The sequence below is a fragment of the Bacillus sp. 0909A genome (genome assembly GCF_036765115.1).
GTDB lineage: Bacteria > Bacillota > Bacilli > Bacillales > Bacillaceae > Bacillus > Bacillus mojavensis.
In genome coordinates, this window is record NZ_JBAIZU010000001.1 from 280350 (window position 1) to 303011 (window position 22662).

Genomic DNA, 22662 nt, shown 5'->3' on the forward strand with positions numbered 1-22662 from the left:
CCCAAGCAGATTCGGGAGGAAAGAAAAAATGAGAACGATAAAAGTAGGTTCCAGACGGAGCAAACTCGCTATGACCCAAACAAAATGGGTCATCCGCAAACTGAAGGAAATCAATCCTTCTTTTGCTTTTGACATAAAAGAAATTGTCACAAAGGGTGACCGGATTGTCGATGTTACCCTGTCAAAAGTGGGAGGAAAAGGGCTGTTTGTCAAAGAAATCGAACAAGCGCTTTTAAACGAAGACATTGATATGGCGGTTCACAGCATGAAGGATATGCCTGCCGTTTTGCCTGAAGGTCTTGTGATCGGCTGTATTCCTGAACGGGAAGATCCTCGTGACGCTCTTATTTCAAAGAATCGTGTAAAGCTTTCTGAATTGAAGGAAGGTGCTGTCATCGGCACAAGCAGTTTAAGAAGAAGCGCACAGCTTTTGATTGAGCGCCCTGACATTACAATTAAATGGATTAGAGGTAATATAGATACGAGACTTCAAAAGCTGGAAAACGAAGATTACGATGCAATTATTTTAGCTGCGGCAGGGCTTTCCAGAATGGGCTGGAAGCAGGATGTCGTAACTGAATTTCTTGAGCCTGAGCGCTGTCTTCCGGCTGTTGGCCAAGGCGCTCTTGCAATTGAGTGCCGTGAATCGGATCAAGAGCTTTTAGCGTTATTTTCTCAGTTTACGGATGAATACACAAAACGGACTGTACTGGCAGAGCGTGCCTACTTAAACGCGATGGAGGGCGGCTGTCAGGTGCCGATCGCCGGCTACTCGGTGATAAACGGCCAGGATGAAATTGAATTGACAGGGCTTGTGGCTTCACCAGATGGAAAAATGACTTTCAAAGAAACCGTCACCGGAAACGACCCGGTGGAAGTCGGTAAGCGCTGTGCCGCTCTCATGACTGATAAAGGCGCTAAAGCTTTAATCGATCGCGTAAAACGGGAGCTTGATGAGGATGGTAAATGATGTTCCTTTGAAAGGAAAAACAGTGCTTGTCACCCGCAATAAGACGCAGGCAAAATCGTTTCAGCAGAAAGTGGAGAAGCTTGGCGGAAAAGCGGTATTGACCTCGTTGATCACGTTTCGCCAAGCTCTGCCGAATGATCTGGCGGAACAGGTGCGAATTGATCTTGCCGTACCCGGCTGGCTTGTGTTTACGAGTGTAAATGGAGCGGATTTCTTTTTTTCTTATCTAAAAGAAAATCAGCTAATTGTTCCCGGTTATAAAAAAATTGCGGCTGTTGGTGAAAAAACCGCACGCCGTTTGGAATCGTATGACGTATCGGTTGATGTAATGCCTCATGACTATATTGCAGAACAATTGGCGGACGCTCTTAAGCAGCATGCCGAACCGTCAGAACGGATTACGGTCATAAAAGGCAATTTATCTCGCGATGTGATAAAAAAAGAGCTTACGCCTCTTGGCTTTGTTGTGAAGGAATGGGTCGTATATGAAACCATTCCTGATGAAGATGGCATCAAGGAATTAAAAAATGCCGCGAATCAGCATTCATTTGATTTTGTGACATTTACAAGCTCATCAACCGTACATACATTTATGCATGTTCTGGGAGAAGGATTAAAAAAATGGCAGGCGCACCAAACGGCCTGCATCAGCATCGGACCATTAACGAGGGACGCTCTGCTGTCGTACGGAATCACGTCGTATATGCCTGATACATTTACAATTGACGGTATGCTTGATTTAATGTGCCGCATGTCTAGAAAGGAAGATACAATATGAGTCAATTATTTAACAGACACCGCCGTTTGCGGTCATCAAAAGCAATGAGAGAGATGGTAAAAGAAACCCGTCTGCATCCATCTGATTTTATTTATCCGATCTTTGTCGTTGAAGGTTTAGAAGGAAAAAAAGCTGTTCCTTCAATGCCTGATGTTTATCATGTATCTTTAGATCTATTAAAGGATGAAGTGGCTGAGCTGGTCAGTCTCGGAATTCAATCCGTCATTGTTTTCGGCATACCTGAAGAAAAAGATGATTGCGGAACGCAAGCATACCATGATCATGGGATTGTGCAAGAAGCAATTGCGGAAATTAAAAAGCATTTCCCTGAGCTGGTTGTCGTCGCTGATACATGCCTATGTGAATATACAGATCACGGACATTGCGGTCTCGTCAAAGACGGACAGATTCTGAATGATGAATCCTTGGAGCTATTGGCGCAGACAGCTGTCAGCCAAGCGAAAGCCGGAGCGGATATCATTGCGCCTTCTAACATGATGGACGGATTTGTGACGGTTATCAGAGAAGCGTTAGATAAAGAAGGATTCATCAATATTCCGATCATGTCTTACGCTGTGAAATATTCAAGTGAGTTTTACGGTCCGTTCCGTGATGCAGCAAACAGCACGCCTCAATTTGGCGACCGCAAAACGTATCAAATGGATCCTGCCAACCGTCTGGAAGCACTCCGTGAAGCACAATCAGATGTTGAGGAAGGTGCGGACTTCCTGATTGTGAAACCTTCACTTTCTTATATGGATATCATGCGGGATGTGAAAAATGAGTTCACATTGCCGCTTGTGGCTTATAATGTAAGCGGAGAGTACTCTATGGTGAAGGCTGCAGCTCAGAACGGCTGGATCAAGGAAAAAGAGATTGTCTTAGAAATATTGACAAGTATGAAGCGTGCGGGTGCCGACCTGATTATCACGTATCATGCAAAAGACGCAGCAAAATGGCTTGCGGAGTAATCTTATTCAGTTGACAGGAGTTGAGGCAGATGAGAAGCTATGAAAAATCAAAAACGGCTTTTAAAGAAGCGCAAAAACTCATGCCGGGCGGTGTAAACAGCCCTGTTCGCGCCTTTAAATCGGTAGACATGGACCCGATTTTTATGGAGCGCGGAAAAGGCTCTAAAATCTATGATATTGATGGAAATGAGTATATTGATTACGTCTTGTCATGGGGGCCTTTAATCTTAGGACACACAAATGACCGTGTTGTAGAGAGCCTTAAAAAAGTGGCTGAATACGGGACGAGCTTCGGGGCTCCGACTGAGGTGGAAAATGAATTGGCGAAGCTCGTCATTGATCGAGTGCCGTCACTAGAAATTGTACGGATGGTCAGCTCGGGAACCGAGGCGACCATGAGCGCGCTTCGTCTGGCAAGAGGATATACAGGCCGCAATAAGATTTTAAAATTTGAGGGCTGCTACCATGGACACGGAGATTCTCTGCTGATTAAAGCGGGTTCAGGAGTGGCAACACTCGGTCTGCCTGACAGCCCGGGCGTACCTGAAGGCATTGCGAAAAACACCATCACTGTTCCGTACAATGATTTAGAAAGTGTAAAGCTTGCATTCCAACAGTTTGGTGAAGATATTGCAGGCGTCATCGTAGAACCGGTTGCCGGAAACATGGGTGTGGTTCCGCCGCAAGAAGGTTTCCTGCAAGGGCTGCGTGATATGACTGAACAGTACGGCACGCTGCTGATTTTTGATGAAGTCATGACTGGCTTCCGGGTCGATTACAGCTGCGCACAAGGATATTTCGGTGTTACGCCTGATCTGACTTGCTTAGGGAAAGTAATCGGGGGCGGACTTCCTGTCGGCGCTTATGGCGGTAAAGCCGAAATTATGGAGCAAATTGCCCCAAGCGGTCCGATTTACCAGGCTGGTACGCTGTCAGGCAACCCGCTTGCAATGACGGCTGGACTCGAAACATTAAAGCAGCTCACGCCTGAATCATACAAGACCTTTATGAAAAAAGGCGACAGACTGGAAGAAGGCATTTCAAAAGCGGCAGAGGCGCACGGTATTCCGCATACCTTTAACCGCGCAGGTTCAATGATCGGTTTCTTCTTTACAAATGAACCTGTCATCAATTATGAAACAGCCAAAGCATCAGATTTGAAGCTGTTTGCCAAGTATTATAAAGGAATGGCAAATGAAGGTGTGTTCCTTCCGCCATCTCAATTCGAAGGGCTCTTCCTCTCGACGGCTCATACTGATGAGGATATTGAAAAAACAATTCAGGCAGCTGAGAACGTATTCGCTGAGATCAGCCGCGGATAAGTACTATCAAAACCGGTATCAAGGATTTCCTTGTACCGGTTTTTTCTGTGCATCCCCATTCATATTTTCTCCATTTCATACATACACCTTTAGTGACATCTAATTTTAAGGATTAGATGAAAGGAGGATATGAACTTGCCGCAAAATCATCGATTGCAATTTTCTGTAGAAGAAACGATCTGTTTCCAAAAAGGACAGGAAGTTTCTGAACTGCTTTCCATTTCATTAGATCCTGATATTAGGGTTCAGGAAGTGAATGATTACGTTTCAATCAGAGGATCGCTTGAACTTACAGGTGAGTACAACATAGATCAAAGCAAAAATGCTGAAGAGTTTTATACTGATAAGCGGTTTGTCGAGGAGGTTAGAACGAGAGAAGATGGAACAGCGGAACTGACTCATTGTTTCCCTGTCGATATTACCATCCCGAAAAACAAAGTCAGTCATTTACATGAAGTTTTTGTGTTTATTGATGCATTTGACTATCAACTAACAGACTCGCGCATCCTTACGATCCAAGCTGATCTAGCAATAGAAGGCCTTCTTGATGACACAGCGGACAGGGAGCAGGACATTCCTCTCTATGAAGCTCCTAGTGAAGGTTTTTCTGAGCCGCCAGAGTTTCTCAGCGAAGATATAAAGACGGAAGAAGCGCCAGCCGAGGCGCCAGAGCTTCATGTCTCGGAAGCGGGGTTTCGTGAAGAGCAGGAAAATGAAGAGGAAGAAGCTGAGCGGTCAGAGCCATTTGCTTTAGAGGCAGAGGACAGCGAAGATATAAAGACGGAAGAAGCGCCAGCCGAGGCGCCAGAGCTTCATGTTTCGGAAGCGAGGCTTCGTGAAGAGCAGGAAAATGAAGAGGAAGAAGCTGAGCGGTCAGAGCCATTTGCTTTAGAGGCAGAGGACAGCGAAGAAATAAAAGCGAATGAAGCGCCAGCCGGGGCGCCAGAGCTTCATGTCTCGGAAGCGGGGCTTCGTGAAGAGCAGGAAAATGAAGAGGAAGAAGCTGAGCGGTCAGAGCCATTTGCTTTAGAAGCGGAGGACAGCGGCGGTATAAAAGCGGAAGAAACGCCAGCCGAGGTGCCAGAGCTTCATATCTCGGAAGCGGGGCTTCGTGAAGAGCAGGCGAGTGAAAAGAAAGAAACTGTACGATCAGAATCATCTGCTTTAGAACCTGAGGGCAGCGAAGATATAAATGCGGCAGAAGCGAAGCAGCCGGAACTCATTCTTTCAGAGGCAGGGCTTCGTGAGGAAGTGGAGACAATAGAAGCAGAATCCCCAAAGGCTGCTTCAGGAATAGAGATCCGCGAAAAAGCAGAGACGGAAGAAGAACAGGCTGAACTGTCAGAACCGCTTGTTTTAAAGACGGAAAATTCACCTGCTGCAGAAGCTGAGCGTGGAGAAGAAAAAATAGAAAAGCCAGATTCTCCTATTCTTGAGCATGACCTACGTCAAGAATCCCAAAAAACAGAATCGGAGCTATCGGATCACATAGAGCCTGCACTCCGGCAGGATGCAGAACAACTGGAGGAAGTCCGGGAAACTGTACCTGAAAACCCTGAAAACGTAGTTTCTTTAGAGGAAAGCAGAGAGCAGGAGAAAGTGCCAGCTGCACTTTTAAAGGAAGAAGCAGCAGCTCCAACCCTGCATTTTAATCAAAAGGTAAGTGCTGAAGAGGAATCTCAGGAAGAAGAGCTCACTCCGGCCTATCGTACCTTCTTGCCGGAACAAGATTCAGAAGAGCATTCCTTCTATTCAGCGCCTAAGCTGCTGGAGGAAGAAGAGCAGAAGGAAGAAAGCTTTGAAATTGAAGTGAGAAAAACACCTTCACCTGAAGAACCTGAGGAAGAGACGTCTTTTCATTCTTACCAGCTGCCTGACACTTCCGACCCTGAAAGGAAGAAAACAGATGCTGTTGCTAGGGATGTTCCTGCTGCTCAAACGAAGGAACCAGAAACTAAGGAAAATCATAATTCTCTTTATCTAACAAAACTCTTTACGAGAGAAGAGGATGAGTTTTCTAGAATGAAAATATGTATTGTTCAGCAGGAAGATACCATTGAACGTTTATGCGAACGGTACGACATTACCTCCCAGCAGCTGATCAGGATGAATTCTTTGGCGCTGGATGATGAATTGAAAGCAGGGCAGATTCTTTATATCCCTCAATACAAAAGCAGCCATGCGTAAGCCGTAAGCGATCGGAAAATGTGGTGAATGGAATGGAAGATGTCCAATCGGTTCTTCAGGAATACGGACTGACGGCTCAATTTATTGAGCCAGTCAGTCCTCGTGTGTGGAAAGTGTATTCAGATTATGGGGTATTTGCGCTGAAAAAAATGAAATCGGTTCGCGGCAGACATTTTACAGATCAAATGGTAGCAATTGAGGAAAAAGGCTTTCATTCATTTGTGCCTATTTACAGAACAAATGGGGGGGAGTTTTTCTCCGGGGGCGTACAAACTGGAGACTTCTATTACTTAATGCCTTGGCTCCAATTTGACCAAGAGGAAGAGCGGGATCAGAAACATGGCTATCTATTTAGAGAAACAGCCCGCCTCCACGAAAGAACTGCGCAGGAAATCAAGGTCAGGCGTGAAGACATTGAACGCCACTATGAACAAACGAGAAAAAAGTGGGAAAATGAAAAGATCATTTATGAACAGTTTGTAGATAGAGCGGAGAAAGAATGGTACCTTTCTCCCTTTGAATTGCAGGCTGTAACCTATTTTTCAGAAACCATTTCCGCTGTAAACTTTGCGCTTGAGCGGATTAAGGATTGGTATGAAGCGGCAAAAGAAAAAGGTACCTCAAGGGTTGTCATTAACCACGGCAGCCTGTCTATTCACCATTTTCTGTACAATGATGCAGGAACCGGATATTTTACGAATTTTGAGAGAGCATCTGTGGGGCCGCCGCAAAACGACTTGCTCGGCTTTTATACACGAATGTTCAGCGGTTTTCCAAAAGCTTGTCCTGAGTGTGTCGATTGGTTTTATGCATATACGAAAGCATTTCCTCTGCATGAAGCTGAAATCAGTCTTTTTCTCAGTTACATGGCTTATCCGGCAGCAGTGTCCAAAGTGCTGAACCGCTATCAGACCGGGAAAAGGCAGCGTGAAAAAGATGAATGTATACACTTATTAAAGGCATACTGGCAAATGAAAAATATAGAGCCGTTTGTGATGAAAATTCATCAAATTGAACAAGAGAAAAAATTTCAGGCGGAAAACGAGTCCACGTCTTAATTGGCGCGGACTTGTTTGTTTATATCCATTCCAAATGAAGCGCACAGGCTAAAAAAATCAATAGTGCGAGCAGCAAGACATCAAAGGTTGTTGGAAAGAAAATGGTTCTGATACCTTGGAAAATCGTAATCGGAATAATCACTTGCGCGGATACAAGCCGAATTTGCCTGACCCACGGCGGCAGGGAATAAGAGCTGAAACGTTTCTTCACGGTGCATCCTCCTCTACGCATTTACAAGCATCATATGTATACTTGGTCAATAGGTGCCTGCCCATCTTGTATAAGAAGCAGTATTTTTGGAAAAGATGATTGACGAATCAAAAACACTTTTACTATAATAAAGAACATAAATAAAGAATATAATGAGCTGATAGATACACCTGCTTAGAACGGGAAGAGTACAAGAAAGACGCATGCAGAGAGAGAAGCCGCTTGCTGAAAGGCTTCTTATGTTGTCTGATTGGAAGGTCGCCCGGGAGCACAATTTCTTGAAAGAAGAGTAGAGAAATTCGGGAGACCCCCGTTATCCGTTGAAGCGCATGAACTGACAAGGTTCATGAAAAAAGGTGGTACCGCGAAAGAGCTTTTCGTCCTTTTCCCAAGGATGAAGGGCTCTTTTTTCGTTCTCAGCCATTTTACACATGCTGGAGGGTTATGATGGAAACGAATGAACAAACAATGCCGACAAAATACGATCCGGCTGCGGTTGAAAAAGACCGATATGATTTTTGGCTAAAAGGTAAGTTTTTTGAAGCGGGCAGTGACCAGACGAAAGAGCCGTACTCTGTCGTTATTCCGCCGCCAAACGTAACAGGAAGGCTTCACCTTGGCCACGCGTGGGATACAACGCTGCAAGACATTGTAACAAGAATGAAACGCATGCAGGGCTATGATGTGCTGTGGCTTCCGGGTATGGACCACGCCGGTATCGCGACACAGGCTAAAGTTGAAGCGAAACTTCGTGAAGAAGGCACAAGCCGCTACGATTTAGGCCGTGAGAAATTCCTTGAAGAAACGTGGAAGTGGAAGGAAGAGTATGCTGACTTCATTCGCAGCCAGTGGGCGAAATTAGGGCTTGGCCTTGATTATTCCCGTGAGCGCTTTACGCTTGATGAAGGCTTAAACCGAGCGGTTCGCGAAGTATTCGTTAAACTTTATGAAAAAGGCTTGATCTACAGAGGGGAATACATTATAAACTGGGACCCTGCAACAAAAACAGCTTTATCCGACATTGAGGTCATTTACAAGGACGTTCAAGGCGCATTCTATCACATGAGCTATCCGCTTGCTGACGGATCAGGTTCAATTGAAATCGCGACGACACGTCCAGAAACAATGCTTGGTGATTCAGCCGTTGCGGTACACCCTGAGGATGAGCGCTACAAGCACCTGATCGGGAAAACGGTTATTCTGCCTATCACAAATCGTGAAATCCCGATTGTCGGCGATGACTACGTTGATATGGAATTTGGTTCAGGTGCGGTGAAAATTACGCCTGCCCATGATCCGAACGACTTCGAGCTTGGCAACCGCCATAACTTAGAGCGCATTCTTGTCATGAATGAAGACGGCACGATGAATGAAAATGCGCTGCAATATCAAGGCATGGATCGCTTCGAATGCCGCAAAAAGCTCGTCAAAGATTTACAGGAGGCAGGCGTTCTCTTCAAAATCGAGGACCATCTGCACTCTGTCGGGCATAGTGAACGAAGCGGAGCGGTTGTTGAACCTTATCTTTCTACCCAATGGTTTGTGCGCATGCAGCCGCTTGCTGATGCAGCAATAGAATTGCAAGAGAAAGAAGAAAAAGTCAACTTTGTTCCTGACCGCTTCGAAAAAACGTATTTGCATTGGATGGAAAATATCCGCGACTGGTGTATTTCCCGTCAATTATGGTGGGGCCACCGCATTCCTGCCTGGTATCATAAAGAAACCGGCGAGTTATATGTCGGTCTTGAAGCGCCGGATGACAGCGAAAATTGGGAGCAGGATACAGACGTGCTGGATACATGGTTCAGTTCTGCGCTCTGGCCGTTCTCCACTATGGGCTGGCCTGATCTGACAGCTGAAGATTTTAAACGCTATTATCCGACTGACGTTCTCGTTACAGGCTACGACATCATTTTCTTCTGGGTGTCACGCATGATTTTCCAAGGAATTGAATTTACTGGAGAACGTCCGTTTAAAGATGTTTTAATCCATGGTTTAATCCGTGATGAGCAGGGCAGAAAAATGAGTAAATCTCTTGGCAACGGTGTCGATCCGATGGACGTGATTGACAAGTACGGAGCCGATTCCCTTCGCTATTTCCTGGCGACTGGAAGCTCTCCTGGCCAAGATCTTCGCTTCAGCTATGAAAAAGTGGAATCAACTTGGAATTTCGCCAATAAAATTTGGAACGCTTCTCGTTTTGCGTTAATGAACATGGACGGCATGACATATGATGAGCTTGACCTTACAGGTGAGAAATCAGTAGCTGACAAGTGGATTTTAACGCGTTTAAATGAAACGATCGAAAGCGTGACACAGCTCGCTGATAAATATGAATTTGGTGAAGTCGGCCGCCATTTATATAACTTTATTTGGGACGATTTCTGTGATTGGTATATTGAAATGGCGAAGCTTCCTCTATACGGAGAAGATGAAGCGGCTAAGAAAACAACCCGTTCCATCCTTGCTTATGTTCTGAATCAAACGATGCGCCTGCTCCATCCGTTTATGCCATTCTTAACGGAGGAAATTTGGCAGCACCTGCCTCACCAAGGAGATTCCATTACTGTGAGCACATGGCCTGTTGTTGTGCCTGAGCATACAGACACTGAAGCTGCTGCTGACATGAAGCTTCTCGTTGAACTGATCCGTTCTGTGCGTAATATCCGCAGCGAAGTAAACACACCGATGAGCAAGCAAGTTGAACTGTACATTAAAGCGAGCACGGACGAGGTCGCAGCCCGTCTCGAAGCAAACCGTTCATATGTTGAACGCTTTACAAATCCGAGCGTACTGAAAATCGGTACAGATATCGAGGCTGTTGATAAAGCAATGACGGCAGTTGTCACAGGTGCAGAGGTTATACTTCCGCTTGAAGGTTTAATTAATATCGATGAAGAAATCGCCCGACTGCAAAAAGAATTCGATAAGCTGACGAAAGAAGTCGAACGTGTTCAAAAGAAACTTGGAAACGAAGGATTTATAAAAAAAGCGCCTGCGCACGTAATTGATGAAGAGCGTGAGAAAGAAAAAGATTACGTGGCGAAGCGTGACGCTGTTCAAAAACGAATGGCTGAGCTTAAGGGCTAATGAAAAGCCAAGGCGGTTTCTTGAGAAACCGCCTTGGCTTATAAAAGAGGGGATTATCATTGTTTACTGCATATGAAGAAGCGCGCAGCTGGATTCACAGCCGTCTAAAATTCGGAGTGAAGCCCGGTCTTGATCGAATGAAGCAGCTGATGGAGCGATTGGACCATCCTGAAAAGAAAATCCGCGCGCTCCACGTGGCGGGAACAAACGGCAAAGGATCAACTGTCGCTTTTATCCGTTCTATGCTGCAAGAAGCGGGATACACTGTCGGTACGTTTACGTCACCTTATATCATTACATTTAATGAGCGCATCAGCGTAAACGGCACACCTATTACAGACGAGGAGTGGGTCACACTCGTCAATCAGGTGAAACCGATCGTTGAAGAGCTTGACCAAACTGAACACGGTCAGCCGACAGAATTTGAAATTATGACGGCTTGTGCATTTTTATATTTTGCTGCGTATCATCAGGTCGATTTTGTTATTTTTGAAACAGGTCTCGGCGGAAGGTACGATTCTACTAATGTTGTCGAACCGCTTTTAACTGTCATCACAAGCATCGGTCACGACCATATGAACATTTTAGGAAACACCATTGCAGAAATCGCAGGAGAAAAAGCCGGGATTATTAAAGATGGCATTCCGATGGTGACAGCCGTTACCCAGCCGGAAGCCTTACAGGTAATCCGACATGAAGCTGAACGAAAATCTGCTCCTTTTCAGTCATTGCATGATACATGCAGGATTTATAATGAAGAGGCTCTTCCAGCGGGAGAACAGTTTTCTTTAAAAACAGGAGAAAAGTGTTATGAAGATATTCGAACATCTCTCATCGGCACGCATCAAAGACAAAATGCGGCTTTGTCCATTTTGGCTGCCGAGTGGCTTAACAGGGAAAACATTGCTGAAATTAGTAAAGCTGCTATAAGAAGCGGGCTCGTTAAGGCTGCTTGGCCGGGCAGATTAGAGTTGGTTCAAGAACATCCGCGGGTATACTTAGACGGCGCCCATAATGAAGAAGGGATCGATAAGCTGACTGAAACAATGAAGCAGCGTTTCCCGGATTCCGACATTTGTGTGGTGTTCAGCGCGTTAAAGGACAAGCCGTATCATGACATGATTAAGAAACTGGAAACCATCGCGCACTCGATTCATTTTGCTTCTTTTGATTTTCCGCGTGCTTCACTTGCGAAAGACCTGTATGATGCTAGTGAAATCGGCAGCAAAAGCTGGAGTGAAGATCCGGAGCAAGTGATCAAATTAATAGAAAGCAAAAAAGGCTCAAATGATATCGTGCTCATTACGGGATCACTATATTTTATTTCTGACATTCGAAAAAGAATGCTGTAATGATGTTGTCCCGGCAGAATCAATAATGATATTCTGCCGGGATTTTTTCTGTCAAAATCTAAAATTGCTTATTATAGTTCAATATGCTAACCGTGCTACAATCCATGGCATAATCTAAAGAGAGTAAAGGTGTGTTGTCTATGATTCCGATTCTTTTTGTCCTCGGCCTTATCCTCGGTTCATTTTATTACACGGCAGGATGCCGTATCCCCTTACACATGTCCATCATAAACCCGCGTTCGGCCTGTTCTTTTTGCCGGAGAACCTTAACCCCGGCAGAATTAATCCCTGTTTTATCTTTTACTCTGCTAAAAGGCAAATGCAAAAGCTGCGGCCAAAAGCTCTCTCTTATGTATCCAGCGGCAGAGCTTACGACAGCGAGTTTATTTGCAGCCGCGGGATTTCGTTTTGGTTTGTCTTGGGAATTGATTGTTGCGTTGCTGTTTCTTTCTCTTCTTATCATTGTTTCTGTGACAGATATTCACTTTATGCTGATTCCAAATCGCATATTGCTATTCTTTCTTCCCTTTCTGGCGGCTGGCAGAATCATTTCTCCGCTTTATTCATGGTATGAAGGCTTCATAGGAGCTGCTGCCGGTTTTCTTTTGCTGTCCTTTATTGCCGTCATCACTCATGGAGGAATAGGAGGAGGGGATATTAAATTACTTGCCGTCATCGGCCTTGTGCTTGGTGTGAAAATGCTTGCTATCGCGTTTTTCTTTTCCGTACTTATAGGAGCATTGTACGGAACTGCCGCTGTACTGTTCGGAAGGCTGGGCAGAAAACAGCCGATTCCCTTTGCACCGGCAATTGCGGCAGGAAGCATTTTCGCTTATTTATACGGTGACGCTATCATTTCCTTTTATGTCAAAATGGCGTTAGGTGACTGATGAAAAATTTGACGAACGTTTTTTGGACAAGACGACAAAAGTCTTGTTCTTTTTTTTTTCGCCTGTGCTAAAGTGTGTAGCATGAAAAGCCACAAGAACGGTCACACAAATGAAGGGAGGAAGCAGAATTGAAAAAAAGGAAGCAAAAAAAAATCAGTAAAGCGGAAGAAAAAGCCCTTAAGGTGACGATTAATGGAAAAGAAGAAACCGTTTACGAGCAGGAGACACCGAAGACAGAGCAAGAAAAAAACATGACGTTTTCAAATTGGGAGGAAAAGAGAAAGGCGGAGCAGGAGGTTGCAGCATCCCATGAACATCCTGATGAAGATGAATTTAACTGGGATTCAGAGGAGGATAAGGTGTTTAAAGATGATCCCAAAGTTGTTCCGCCCTATCAAAAGAAAAAATCGAAGCTCTATTCAAAAGGAAAGACAGGGTCGGCAAAGCCGGTAAAAAGAGTGGCGGCAACGATCGCCTTTGCAGCGGTTTTAGGCACCGGCTTAGGGTTATTTGCATTAAATATATCAGGCAATAAAGAAGCGTCGGCGCCAGCCTCTTTAGATGACTCTTTAGGCAGCCAGACGGCAAAAGCAGGAGATACAGCTGCGGAGAAACAAAGCACCGCCGGAGAAAAACAAGCGGCACAAACGGAAGGTACATATAAAACATATGCAATACAAGCAGGAAAGTTTTCAAATGAAAAGGGTGCAGAGACGTTAACTGAACAGCTGACTGAAAAAGGATATTCCGCCGTTTCCCTGTCAAAGGATGACGGGTACACGTATGTCATCGCGGGCCTGGCAAGTGATAAGGCTGTATCACAGCAGGTAGGTCAGCTTTTAATCGACAGCGATTTTGAAGCCTGGGGGGGCAAGGAACTATCCTTATCAATAGAGTCAGATATGACAGGTCCTTTCAAGAAAACAGCGGAGCTCTCAGCGAAGGCGATCCTCGGAGAAGATATCACAAAAGCGAGTGTTGAAAAAATAAAAAATTCGCTCGGTGAAACAGAAGCAGCTGAAACGGGAGAGAAAAAAGCCATTTTGCAGGCGTTAAAGGAATTAGAGGACCCAAGTGCTGAAGCCGGATGGAAGGCTCAGCAGCAGCTTTTAGCCGTAATTAAATAATAGAAAGTGCCTGAGCCTTCGTCCTTAGTGACGGGCTTTTTTTATTTTGTCATGAAAAAGTTATTTTTCTGAAATTGTGGCGAGCCTCGTGATTTGGTAGGATAAATGAGTATCTTTTTTTCTTAAGCAAACCCTGAAAGGATGACGAACATGGCTAAGCCGCTTATACTTGCATCACAATCTCCGCGAAGAAAAGAACTCCTCGATCTGCTTCAGATTCCCTACACCATTATTGTCAGTGAAGTAGAGGAAAAATTAAATCGAAACTTTTCACCTGAAGAAAACGTCCAATGGTTGGCAAAACAAAAAGCTAAGGCTGTGGCCGATCTCAATCCGGACGCAATCGTAATCGGTGCTGATACAATGGTATGTCTTGACGGTGAGTGTCTTGGCAAACCGCAAGATCAAGAAGAAGCCGCTGCTATGCTCCGCAGGCTTTCCGGCCGGAGTCATACCGTGATAACCGCTGTCAGTGTTCAAACCGCAAATCACAGCGAAACGTTCTATGAAAAGACAGAAGTTGTGTTTTGGCCCCTCAGTGAAGAAGATATTTGGACTTATATTGAAACGAAAGAGCCGATGGATAAAGCAGGTGCTTACGGCATCCAAGGAAAAGGCGCACTTTTTGTAAAGAAAATAGACGGAGATTATTATTCAGTCGTAGGGCTCCCTATATCAAAAACAATGAGAGTTCTGAAGGATTTTGATATAGAAGCCTGACGGTTTTATAAACGGGAAGGGAAAGAAAAGGAGGGCTTGATCATACACGATCTGCCATTAAAACTCAAAGATTTCCCAAAGAAAGAAAAGCCTAGAGAACGGCTGCTGAAAGTCGGAGCCGAGAACTTAGCAAACAACGAACTTTTGGCTATTTTATTGCGGACAGGCACAAAGAACGAATCTGTTATGAACCTTTCAAACCGGCTTCTGCGCTCGTTTGACGGGCTGCGCCTGCTGAAAGAAGCTTCAGTTGAGGAACTGTCCAGCATCCCGGGAATCGGTCTGGTGAAGGCTGTGCAAATACTGGCAGCAGTTGAACTGGGAAGCCGTATTCATAAATTAGCCAATGAAGAACATTTTGTAATCCGCTCCCCGGAAGACGGCGCAAATCTGGTCATGGAGGATATGCGCTTTTTAACCCAGGAGCATTTTGTCTGTTTATATTTAAATACAAAAAACCAAGTCATCCATAAACGCACTGTTTTTATCGGAAGTCTGAATTCATCCATTGTCCACCCCCGGGAGGTGTTTAAAGAAGCGTTCAAACGATCTGCCGCTTCCTTTATTTGTATCCATAATCATCCTTCGGGGGATCCGACGCCGAGCAGGGAAGATATTGAAGTGACAAGACGGCTGTTTGAATGCGGAAACCTGATTGGCATCGAGCTGCTTGACCATTTGGTGATTGGCGACAAAAAATTTGTGAGTTTAAAGGAAAAAGGATATTTGTAACACTTTTTTTTTCGTCGAATTAAGCTATAATAGAGTTTATGAGTTTTTCCCTTTAGGGTATTTTTGCTTTAAGAAAGGAAGATACATACATATGTTTGGAATTGGTACAAGAGACCTTGGTATAGATCTTGGAACTGCGAATACGCTTGTTTTTGTAAAAGGTAAAGGAATTGTTGTGAGGGAGCCGTCAGTCGTCGCTCTGCAAACGGATACGAAATCGATTGTTGCTGTCGGAAATGATGCGAAAAATATGATCGGACGGACGCCTGGAAACGTAGTGGCTCTTCGCCCGATGAAAGACGGCGTTATTGCTGATTATGAAACAACGGCTACCATGATGAAATATTACATCAATCAGGCCATTAAAAATAAAGGCATGTTTGCCAGAAAACCTTATGTGATGGTTTGTGTGCCATCCGGCATTACTGCGGTTGAAGAGCGTGCTGTTATCGATGCGACAAGACAAGCCGGAGCGCGTGACGCGTATCCGATCGAAGAGCCGTTTGCTGCGGCTATCGGCGCCAATCTCCCAGTTTGGGAACCGACTGGAAGCATGGTTGTTGATATCGGGGGCGGAACGACAGAAGTTGCAATTATTTCCCTCGGAGGTATTGTAACATCTCAATCCATCCGCGTTGCCGGTGATGAAATGGACGATGCGATTATCAACTACATCAGAAAAACATACAACCTGATGATCGGGGACCGCACTGCTGAAGCGATTAAAATGGATATTGGCTCTGCTGAATCCGCAGAAGAATCCGATAAAATGGAAATCCGCGGCCGTGACTTGCTGACAGGTCTGCCGAAAACGATCGAAATTACCGGGAAAGAAATTTCTAATGCTTTGCGTGACACGGTGTCAACCATTGTAGAGGCAGTGAAAAGCACACTTGAAAAAACACCGCCTGAGCTTGCAGCAGATATCATGGACAGAGGTATTGTGTTAACCGGCGGCGGAGCGCTTCTTCGTAATTTGGACAAAGTCATCAGCGAAGAAACAAAAATGCCGGTCCTTATCGCTGAAGACCCGCTTGATTGTGTAGCGATCGGGACAGGAAAAGCACTGGAGCACATCCATCTTTTCAAAGGAAAAACTAGATAATCGGGAGTTCAATAGAAGAGGTGTAACACGATGCCGAATAAACGGTTAATGCTATTACTTCTGTGTATTATCATATTGGTGGCTATGATTGGATTTTCGCTGAAGGACGGCCGTAATACCACCTGGCCTGAGAAACTGATCGGTGATACGACGGGAGTATTTCAAAACATTTTTCATACGCCTGCCGAATTTTTTGCAGGGATATTTGAGAACATTAGTGATTTAAAAAACACATACGAAGAAAATGAGCGTCTGAGAGAAAAGCTTGACGGACAGACAAAATATGAAGCCAAGCTCCAAGAACTTGAAGACGAAAATAAATCCCTGCGTGACGAACTCGGCCATGTGAAATCAATAAAAGATTACAAGCCGATTTTGGCGACAGTCATTGCCAGAAGCCCCGATAACTGGGCGAAACAAGTGACCATTAACAAAGGGACACAGCAAAACGTAGCGAAAGATATGGCGGTAACGAACGAAAAAGGCGCATTAATCGGGAAGATTAAAAGCTCAGGCCTTAATAACTTTACGTCTACGGTCCAGCTTTTAAGCGATACTGACCGTAATAACAGAGTCGCAACAACCATTTCCGGGAAAAAAGGCAGCAAAGGCTACGGTTTAATCGAAGGCTATGATAAAGACAAAAAACGGCTTAAGATGACCATAATCGAACGCAAGGATAAACAAGACGTGAAAAAAGGCGATCTGATTGAAACGTCAGGCACAGGAGGCGTATTTCCAGAAGGGCTGACAATCGGTGAAGTGACTGAGATCGAGTCTGATTCTTATGGATTAACGAAAGTTGCCTATGTAAAACCTGCGGCTGATCTTTCAGATTTAAATAATGTGATCGTTGTTAATCGTGATGTGCCGACTGTCGATACAGAGGAGGAAGGATCGTGAAACGTTTCCTTCTCCCTTTCGTTATGATGTTGGTTTTTTCGGCGGAAAGCATCTTTACTGATCTGGTGCATTTCCCGTTTGTTACGGATGACCAGGTGCTCGTCCCGCGTTTTCTGATGCTTGTGCTGATTTTTATGTCGGCTTTTATCAATCAAAAACACGCGGTGATCTACGGTTTTATTTTCGGCTTTCTATATGATATGAATTATACAAGTCTATTAGGTGTTTATATGTTTGGCTTTGCGGGGCTAAGCTATTTGGCGTCAAAAGCGTTTAAAGTGCTGCACACAAACGCATTTGTCGTCATTCTGATTGCTGTTCTCGCTGTTTGTCTGCTAGAATTTTATGTGTTCGGTATTCAGTCGCTGATTCACAAAGACATTATGACGTTTAATGGGTTTGTGCTAGACCGGTTTATACCGACAGTTTTATTAAATATGATAAGCGCACTCATCCTGGTTCTCCCATTTAGATTATTTTTTATGAGTCTAAAGAAAGAATTGAGAGATGAGTAAAAAGGATTTTATCTTTTTTTGACGAAATGAGTATGTTGTTGAGGTGAATATTGTGAAGACCAAAAAGCAGCAATATGTAACGATAAAAGGAACAAAGAATGGTTTGACATTGCATCTTGACGATGCATGTTCTTTTGATGAGCTTCTCGATGGTCTTCAGAATATGCTGTCAATTGAACAATATACAGATGGAAAAGGCCAGAAAATCAGCGTTCACATTAAGCTGGGCAATCGATGCTTATATCAGGAGCAAGAGGAACAGCTGACCGAAATAATTGCGTCAAAAAAAGATTTGTTTGTTCATTCTATTGAGAGTGAAGTCATTACTAAAAAAGAAGCACAGCGTATGAAAGAGGAAGCGGAAATTATTTCTGTCTCAAAAATTGTCCGTTCAGGCCAAGTGCTCGAGGTGAAGGGCGATTTGCTTCTAATCGGAGATGTGAATCCGGGCGGGACAGTCAGAGCCGGCGGAAACATTTTTGTTCTGGGTTCGCTGAAAGGGATTGCCCATGCCGGATTTAACGGAAATAATCATGCGGTTATTGCTGCCTCTGAAATGCTGCCGACACAGTTAAGAATCAATCACGTGTTAAATCGCTCCCCAGACCACATTCAAAAAGGGAACGAAATGGAATGTGCTTATTTAGATACAGACGGAAATATGGTCATTGAACGCCTTCAACATTTGGCTCATTTAAGACCTGATCTAACAAGGCTTGAGGGAGGAATGTGAATTGGGTGAGGCTATCGTAATAACTTCGGGAAAAGGCGGAGTAGGTAAAACAACAACATCTGCTAACCTCGGTACCGCCTTAGCCATTTTAGGGAAGCGTGTATGTTTAGTAGATACTGATATAGGACTGCGCAACCTGGATGTAGTAATGGGTCTTGAAAATAGAATTATTTATGATCTCGTAGACGTTGTAGAGGGCAGATGTAAAATGCATCAGGCGCTCGTAAAGGATAAACGTTTTGATGATTTGCTCTATTTAATGCCCGCTGCTCAAACGAGCGATAAAACGGCTGTTGTTCCTGAACAAATCAAAACTATGGTCCAAGAGCTCAAGCAGGAATTTGATTATGTCATCATAGACTGCCCCGCAGGAATTGAGCAAGGATACAAAAACGCCGTTTCCGGGGCTGACAAGGCGGTAGTGGTCACAACGCCTGAGATTTCAGCTGTGCGAGATGCTGATCGCATTATAGGGCTATTGGAAAAAGAAGAAAATATTGAACCGCCGCGGCTCGTTGTAAACAGAATCAGAAATCACCTGATGAAAAACGGTGACACGATGGATATCGATGAAATCGTACAGCATTTGTCGATTGAATTGCTCGGTATCGTTGCCGATGATGATGAAGTGATTAAGGCATCTAACCATGGCGAACCAATTGCAATGGATCCGAAAAACCGCGCTTCCATCGCTTATCGCAATATTGCCCGCCGCATTTTAGGCGAATCTGTTCCTTTGCAGGTGCTTGAAGAGCAAAACAAGGGAATGATGGCTAAGATTAAGTCATTTTTCGGAGTACGATCTTAATTTCATAGAATAAAAGAGAAGAATCTGACAAAGCAAATGCTGTGTCAGGTTTTTTTGTTTCTGACTGCTCTGTGCTGAAGGTAAATCGAATAATTGCCGTGGACAAGACATATGATGTACAAACCCAACGAATGCAAAGGATGATGGCAATGAGTCACAGAGCAGATGAAATCAGAAAACGATTAGAGAAAAGAAGGAAACAGGTTTCCGGCTCAAAACGTTTCCCTACTCAGACAGGTTCCGAAAAGCAAAAACCGCCGTCTTGGGTCATGGTATCTGATCAGGAAAAACATGGGGCTATCCCGGTATATGAAGATGGCAATTCGAATTTCAGCGGAAGACACCCTTTGGTGAAAACAGACTCAATTATTCTGAAATGCCTTCTATCGGCCTGCCTTGTTCTGGTTTCTGCCATAGCCTATAAAACAAACATTGGACCCATCAGCCAGATCAAGCCGGTCGTTGCACAAACCTTCGAAACAGAATTTCAATTTGCTTCAGCAAGCCATTGGTTTGAAACGAAATTTGGCAGCCCGCTTGCATTTCTCGCTCCTGAAAAGAAAAATATGGAACAGCAGGTTGAAGTGAGTCATGATCTTGTTGCACCCGCATCTGGTAAAGTTCAGCAGGATTTTCAGGACAACGGGGAAGGCATTAAAGTCGAAACAAGCAGTGATACAATCGATTGTATAAAAGAAGGCTATGTTGTTGAAGTCAGTAAAGACGGTGAGACGGGGCTGACAGTGAAAGTGCAGCATGCTGACAATACCTACAGCATTTATGGTGAACTGAAAGACGTGGATGTCGCTTTATATGATTTTGTAGATAAAGGCAAAAAGCTCGGTACGATTAAACTCGATGATCATAACAAAGGGCTCTATTATTTTGCCATGAAAGACGGCGACAAATTTATTGATCCGATTCAGGTGATCTCATTTGAATAAATGGCTTGACCTCATCTTGAAAATTCATGTTCATCCTTTTCTTTGGATTATCATGGCGCTGGGGCTGGTTACAGGGCATATGAAAGCATTGCTATGTTTGCTTGTGATTGTCCTGATCCATGAGCTGGGGCATGCCGCTCTGGCCGTGTTTTTTTCTTGGAGAATCAAGCGTGTTTTTTTGCTGCCATTTGGAGGAACGGTTGAAGTGGAAGAGCACGGAAATCGGCCGTTAAAGGAAGAGTTTGCGGTTATTATTGCCGGACCTCTTCAGCACATTTGGCTCCAGCTTGCGGCTTGGATGCTTGCAGGCCTCTCAATAATTAATCACGAGACCTTTGAACTGTTTACATTTTATAATCTATCTATTTTATTTGTGAATCTGCTGCCGATTTGGCCGCTTGACGGCGGCAAGCTGTTATTTTTATTTTTTTCAAAGCATCTGGCTTTTCAAAAAGCGCACCGGCTGAATCTAAAGACATCACTTGTGTGCTGCCTGCTTCTCGCATGCTGGGTTTTATTTGCGGTTCCTCTGCAAATCAGCGCATGGGTTTTGTTTGTCTTTCTGGCTGTTTCTTTGTTTGAGGAGTACAGGCAAAGACACTACATCCATGTGAGGTTTCTCTTGGAAAGATATTATGGGAAAAACCGCGAGCTTGAAAAATTGCTTCCGCTTACCGTTAATGCTGAGGATAAAGTCTATCATGTCATGGCGGAATTCAAACGAGGCTGTAAGCATCCCATTATTATAGAAAAGTCAGGAGAGAAGTTAAGCCAGCTGGATGAGAATGAAGTGCTGCATGCCTATTTTGCTGATAAACGGACAAATTCCTCCATGGAGGAACTGCTGCTGCCTTATTAAAATCGATTGACAAACGCCTTGTATTTTGATATATTTTTTAATGTTATGGATGTAGCACCAATGCTACAACCGCTCAGTACAGGTGTTAAGAGTTGTTTTACAGCCCCCTGGTATCTGGCGAGTCTTAGTCTAATAGGAGGTGCAGAGAATGTACGCAATCATTAAAACAGGCGGTAAACAAATTAAAGTTGAAGAAGGCCAAACTGTTTACATCGAGAAACTTGCTGCTGAAGCAGGTGAAACAGTTACTTTTGAAGACGTTTTGTTTGTTGGCGGAGACAATGTGAAAGTCGGCAACCCTACAGTTGAAGGCGCAACAGTAACGGCTAAAGTTGAAAAACAAGGCCGCGCGAAAAAAATCACTGTTTTCAGATACAAAGCAAAGAAAAACGTTCATAAAAAACAAGGTCATCGTCAGCCTTACACTAAAGTGACGATCGAAAAAATCAACGCGTAAGCCATGATTCAGGCAACAATCAGAAGGTCCCGTGCTGACAAAAGCGTATTGTCTTTTGAAATGACGGGCCACGCGAATTTTGCTGAACATGGACAAGATCTCGTTTGTGCCGGAGTGACAGCTGTTGTGTTTGGATCCGTTAACGCGGTCATCGCGCTGGCGGGCTTCGAGCCGCTTCTTGATATAGGAGAAGATGGGGGTTATTTTTACTTTGAATTCCCTGAATCTCTCGATCCGGAGGCGCGCCAAAAAGCTCAGCTGCTGATTGAAGGCATGATTGTTTCGTTAGAGACAATCGAACGGGATTACAAAGATCACTTGCGTGTGACCACAAACATAATATAGGAGGTGAGCTACATGCTTAGATTAGATCTTCAGTTTTTCGCTTCTAAAAAAGGAGTAGGTTCTACAAAGAACGGACGTGACTCTGAGGCTAAACGTTTAGGTGCTAAACGTGCTGACGGTCAATTCGTAACAGGCGGTTCTATCCTTTACCGTCAACGCGGAACAAAAATTTACCCAGGTGAAAACGTGGGCCGCGGCGGAGATGACACTCTTTTTGCGAAAATCGACGGAACTGTTAAATTCGAACGTTTCGGACGTGACCGCAAAAAAGTGAGCGTATATCCTGTAGCTCAATAATGATTCAAAAACTCCGGTCGATAATGACTGGAGTTTTTTTTGCAATATGCGGAGTAAGCATCAAGAATGTTATGCAGAGTATGTGCGAGCAGACCCCGCCAAGAATGAGAACGAATGTCTCAAACCCACTGGATATGTTCCCCAAGCAGTAATACATAAAATGTTCTGCCTGGCTGAAAATCAACCGAAGCCAGAAAAAAGGAACATGATATTTCTGGGAAAAACAATTGTTTTTCTATCAAAGCCTTCTCTGTTATAATTCATAATACACACTTATACAGACTCCTA

24 protein-coding genes and 2 other annotated features are annotated in these 22662 nt (G+C 44.3%); of the genes, 22 read left to right on the forward strand and 2 right to left on the reverse strand.

Annotated elements, in window-relative coordinates:
* Positions 1 to 28: 28 nt before the first annotated feature.
* The 6 genes from hemC (at position 29) to cotN (ending at position 7286) form a co-directional block, all read left to right on the forward strand.
* A complete protein-coding gene (hemC, locus tag V6D42_RS01415) occupies positions 29 to 970 on the forward strand; it encodes a hydroxymethylbilane synthase (protein WP_010335177.1) in 942 nt (313 codons plus the stop codon).
* On the forward strand, positions 960 to 1748 hold the full coding sequence (gene hemD / locus V6D42_RS01420; protein ID WP_333512164.1) for a uroporphyrinogen-III synthase: 789 nt from the start codon (positions 960 to 962) through the stop codon (positions 1746 to 1748). The genes hemC and hemD overlap by 11 nt, the downstream gene beginning before the upstream one ends.
* Complete coding sequence (hemB, locus tag V6D42_RS01425) at positions 1745 to 2719, forward strand: porphobilinogen synthase (RefSeq protein ID WP_333512165.1); 975 nt, start codon at positions 1745 to 1747, stop codon at positions 2717 to 2719. The genes hemD and hemB overlap by 4 nt, the downstream gene beginning before the upstream one ends.
* 29 nt (positions 2720 to 2748) lie before the next feature.
* A complete protein-coding gene (gene hemL / locus V6D42_RS01430) occupies positions 2749 to 4041 on the forward strand; it encodes a glutamate-1-semialdehyde 2,1-aminomutase (RefSeq protein ID WP_333512166.1) in 1293 nt (430 codons plus the stop codon).
* Between the two features lie 135 nt (positions 4042 to 4176).
* On the forward strand, positions 4177 to 6228 hold the full coding sequence (locus V6D42_RS01435; protein ID WP_333512167.1) for a LysM peptidoglycan-binding domain-containing protein: 2052 nt from the start codon (positions 4177 to 4179) through the stop codon (positions 6226 to 6228).
* Between the two features lie 32 nt (positions 6229 to 6260).
* Complete coding sequence (gene cotN, locus V6D42_RS01440) at positions 6261 to 7286, forward strand: spore coat protein CotN (RefSeq protein ID WP_333512168.1); 1026 nt, start codon at positions 6261 to 6263, stop codon at positions 7284 to 7286.
* Positions 7287 to 7305: 19 nt separating this feature from the next.
* Here cotN and V6D42_RS01445 read toward each other — a convergent pair whose 3' ends face one another.
* Positions 7306 to 7497 (reverse strand): hypothetical protein, encoded by a 192-nt coding sequence (locus V6D42_RS01445; RefSeq protein ID WP_010335171.1) that lies wholly within the window; start codon positions 7495 to 7497, stop codon positions 7306 to 7308.
* Positions 7498 to 7663: 166 nt separating this feature from the next.
* Positions 7664 to 7885: a binding site (T-box leader), on the forward strand.
* Positions 7886 to 7944: 59 nt separating this feature from the next.
* Between V6D42_RS01445 and valS the strand changes: the two genes are divergently transcribed.
* The 16 genes from valS to rpmA all read left to right on the forward strand — a co-directional run bounded on the left by valS (position 7945) and on the right by rpmA (position 22374).
* The gene (gene valS / locus V6D42_RS01450) at positions 7945 to 10587 is read left to right on the forward strand and encodes a valine--tRNA ligase (RefSeq protein ID WP_333512169.1); all 2643 of its coding nucleotides are present in this window, start codon (positions 7945 to 7947) and stop codon (positions 10585 to 10587) included.
* 59 nt (positions 10588 to 10646) lie between these two features.
* Positions 10647 to 11939 carry a bifunctional folylpolyglutamate synthase/dihydrofolate synthase gene (locus V6D42_RS01455; protein ID WP_333512170.1) on the forward strand — a complete coding sequence of 431 codons (1293 nt, stop codon included), beginning with the start codon at positions 10647 to 10649 and terminating at the stop codon, positions 11937 to 11939.
* Between the two features lie 140 nt (positions 11940 to 12079).
* Positions 12080 to 12829, forward strand: coding sequence for a prepilin peptidase (locus tag V6D42_RS01460; RefSeq protein WP_333512171.1), 750 nt, complete (start codon positions 12080 to 12082; stop codon positions 12827 to 12829).
* A gap of 128 nt (positions 12830 to 12957) precedes the next feature.
* Positions 12958 to 13956 carry an SPOR domain-containing protein gene (locus tag V6D42_RS01465; protein ID WP_333512172.1) on the forward strand — a complete coding sequence of 333 codons (999 nt, stop codon included), beginning with the start codon at positions 12958 to 12960 and terminating at the stop codon, positions 13954 to 13956.
* 150 nt (positions 13957 to 14106) lie between these two features.
* Positions 14107 to 14676: a Maf family nucleotide pyrophosphatase gene (locus V6D42_RS01470; protein ID WP_333512173.1), complete on the forward strand. Its 570-nt coding sequence runs from the start codon at positions 14107 to 14109 to the stop codon at positions 14674 to 14676.
* A gap of 36 nt (positions 14677 to 14712) precedes the next feature.
* Entirely contained in the window at positions 14713 to 15408 is a 696-nt protein-coding gene (radC, locus tag V6D42_RS01475) for a RadC family protein (protein ID WP_326128835.1), read from the forward strand.
* 91 nt (positions 15409 to 15499) lie between these two features.
* On the forward strand, positions 15500 to 16513 hold the full coding sequence (gene mreB, locus V6D42_RS01480) for a cell shape-determining protein MreB (protein WP_010335164.1): 1014 nt from the start codon (positions 15500 to 15502) through the stop codon (positions 16511 to 16513).
* 30 nt (positions 16514 to 16543) lie between these two features.
* Positions 16544 to 17416, forward strand: coding sequence for a rod shape-determining protein MreC (gene mreC, locus V6D42_RS01485; RefSeq protein WP_010335163.1), 873 nt, complete (start codon positions 16544 to 16546; stop codon positions 17414 to 17416).
* Entirely contained in the window at positions 17413 to 17931 is a 519-nt protein-coding gene (gene mreD / locus V6D42_RS01490) for a rod shape-determining protein MreD (RefSeq protein ID WP_010335162.1), read from the forward strand. Before mreC ends, mreD begins: the two co-directional genes overlap by 4 nt.
* Before the next feature lie 52 nt (positions 17932 to 17983).
* Positions 17984 to 18664 carry a septum site-determining protein MinC gene (minC, locus tag V6D42_RS01495; protein ID WP_168748367.1) on the forward strand — a complete coding sequence of 227 codons (681 nt, stop codon included), beginning with the start codon at positions 17984 to 17986 and terminating at the stop codon, positions 18662 to 18664.
* Position 18665: 1 nt separating this feature from the next.
* Positions 18666 to 19472, forward strand: a complete 807-nt coding sequence (gene minD, locus V6D42_RS01500; protein ID WP_333512174.1) for a septum site-determining protein MinD — start codon at positions 18666 to 18668, stop codon at positions 19470 to 19472.
* A 149-nt stretch (positions 19473 to 19621) separates the two neighbouring features.
* The gene (locus tag V6D42_RS01505; RefSeq protein WP_333512175.1) at positions 19622 to 20416 is read left to right on the forward strand and encodes a M23 family metallopeptidase; all 795 of its coding nucleotides are present in this window, start codon (positions 19622 to 19624) and stop codon (positions 20414 to 20416) included.
* The gene (locus tag V6D42_RS01510) at positions 20409 to 21275 is read left to right on the forward strand and encodes a M50 family metallopeptidase (protein ID WP_010335158.1); all 867 of its coding nucleotides are present in this window, start codon (positions 20409 to 20411) and stop codon (positions 21273 to 21275) included. The genes V6D42_RS01505 and V6D42_RS01510 overlap by 8 nt, the downstream gene beginning before the upstream one ends.
* Positions 21276 to 21332: 57 nt before the next feature.
* Positions 21333 to 21410: a sequence feature (ribosomal protein L21 leader region), on the forward strand.
* Positions 21411 to 21423: 13 nt separating this feature from the next.
* Entirely contained in the window at positions 21424 to 21732 is a 309-nt protein-coding gene (rplU, locus tag V6D42_RS01515; protein WP_003222620.1) for a 50S ribosomal protein L21, read from the forward strand.
* Between the two features lie 3 nt (positions 21733 to 21735).
* Entirely contained in the window at positions 21736 to 22077 is a 342-nt protein-coding gene (locus V6D42_RS01520; RefSeq protein ID WP_026014751.1) for a ribosomal-processing cysteine protease Prp, read from the forward strand.
* A gap of 12 nt (positions 22078 to 22089) precedes the next feature.
* Positions 22090 to 22374 (forward strand): 50S ribosomal protein L27, encoded by a 285-nt coding sequence (gene rpmA / locus V6D42_RS01525; RefSeq protein ID WP_003222623.1) that lies wholly within the window; start codon positions 22090 to 22092, stop codon positions 22372 to 22374.
* A gap of 119 nt (positions 22375 to 22493) precedes the next feature.
* On the opposite strand, the gene V6D42_RS01530 is transcribed toward rpmA, so the two are convergent.
* Entirely contained in the window at positions 22494 to 22616 is a 123-nt protein-coding gene (locus tag V6D42_RS01530; RefSeq protein WP_125825434.1) for a hypothetical protein, read from the reverse strand.
* Between the last annotated feature and the right edge of the window lie 46 nt (positions 22617 to 22662).

What these genes read in the sequence shown, in the direction of transcription:
- rpmA (WP_003222623.1), top strand. Translation starts at nt 22,090, where the DNA reads ATGCTTAGATTAGATCTTCAGTTTTTCGCTTCTAAAAAAGGAGTAGGT.
- valS (WP_333512169.1), top strand. Translation starts at nt 7,945, where the DNA reads ATGGAAACGAATGAACAAACAATGCCGACAAAATACGATCCGGCTGCG.
- V6D42_RS01460 (WP_333512171.1), top strand. Translation starts at nt 12,080, where the DNA reads ATGATTCCGATTCTTTTTGTCCTCGGCCTTATCCTCGGTTCATTTTAT.
- rplU (WP_003222620.1), top strand. Translation starts at nt 21,424, where the DNA reads ATGTACGCAATCATTAAAACAGGCGGTAAACAAATTAAAGTTGAAGAA.
- V6D42_RS01520 (WP_026014751.1), top strand. Translation starts at nt 21,736, where the DNA reads ATGATTCAGGCAACAATCAGAAGGTCCCGTGCTGACAAAAGCGTATTG.
- hemL (WP_333512166.1), top strand. Translation starts at nt 2,749, where the DNA reads ATGAGAAGCTATGAAAAATCAAAAACGGCTTTTAAAGAAGCGCAAAAA.
- V6D42_RS01470 (WP_333512173.1), top strand. Translation starts at nt 14,107, where the DNA reads ATGGCTAAGCCGCTTATACTTGCATCACAATCTCCGCGAAGAAAAGAA.
- cotN (WP_333512168.1), top strand. Translation starts at nt 6,261, where the DNA reads ATGGAAGATGTCCAATCGGTTCTTCAGGAATACGGACTGACGGCTCAA.
- mreB (WP_010335164.1), top strand. Translation starts at nt 15,500, where the DNA reads ATGTTTGGAATTGGTACAAGAGACCTTGGTATAGATCTTGGAACTGCG.
- mreC (WP_010335163.1), top strand. Translation starts at nt 16,544, where the DNA reads ATGCCGAATAAACGGTTAATGCTATTACTTCTGTGTATTATCATATTG.
- hemB (WP_333512165.1), top strand. Translation starts at nt 1,745, where the DNA reads ATGAGTCAATTATTTAACAGACACCGCCGTTTGCGGTCATCAAAAGCA.
- V6D42_RS01505 (WP_333512175.1), top strand. Translation starts at nt 19,622, where the DNA reads ATGAGTCACAGAGCAGATGAAATCAGAAAACGATTAGAGAAAAGAAGG.
- hemD (WP_333512164.1), top strand. Translation starts at nt 960, where the DNA reads ATGGTAAATGATGTTCCTTTGAAAGGAAAAACAGTGCTTGTCACCCGC.
- hemC (WP_010335177.1), top strand. Translation starts at nt 29, where the DNA reads ATGAGAACGATAAAAGTAGGTTCCAGACGGAGCAAACTCGCTATGACC.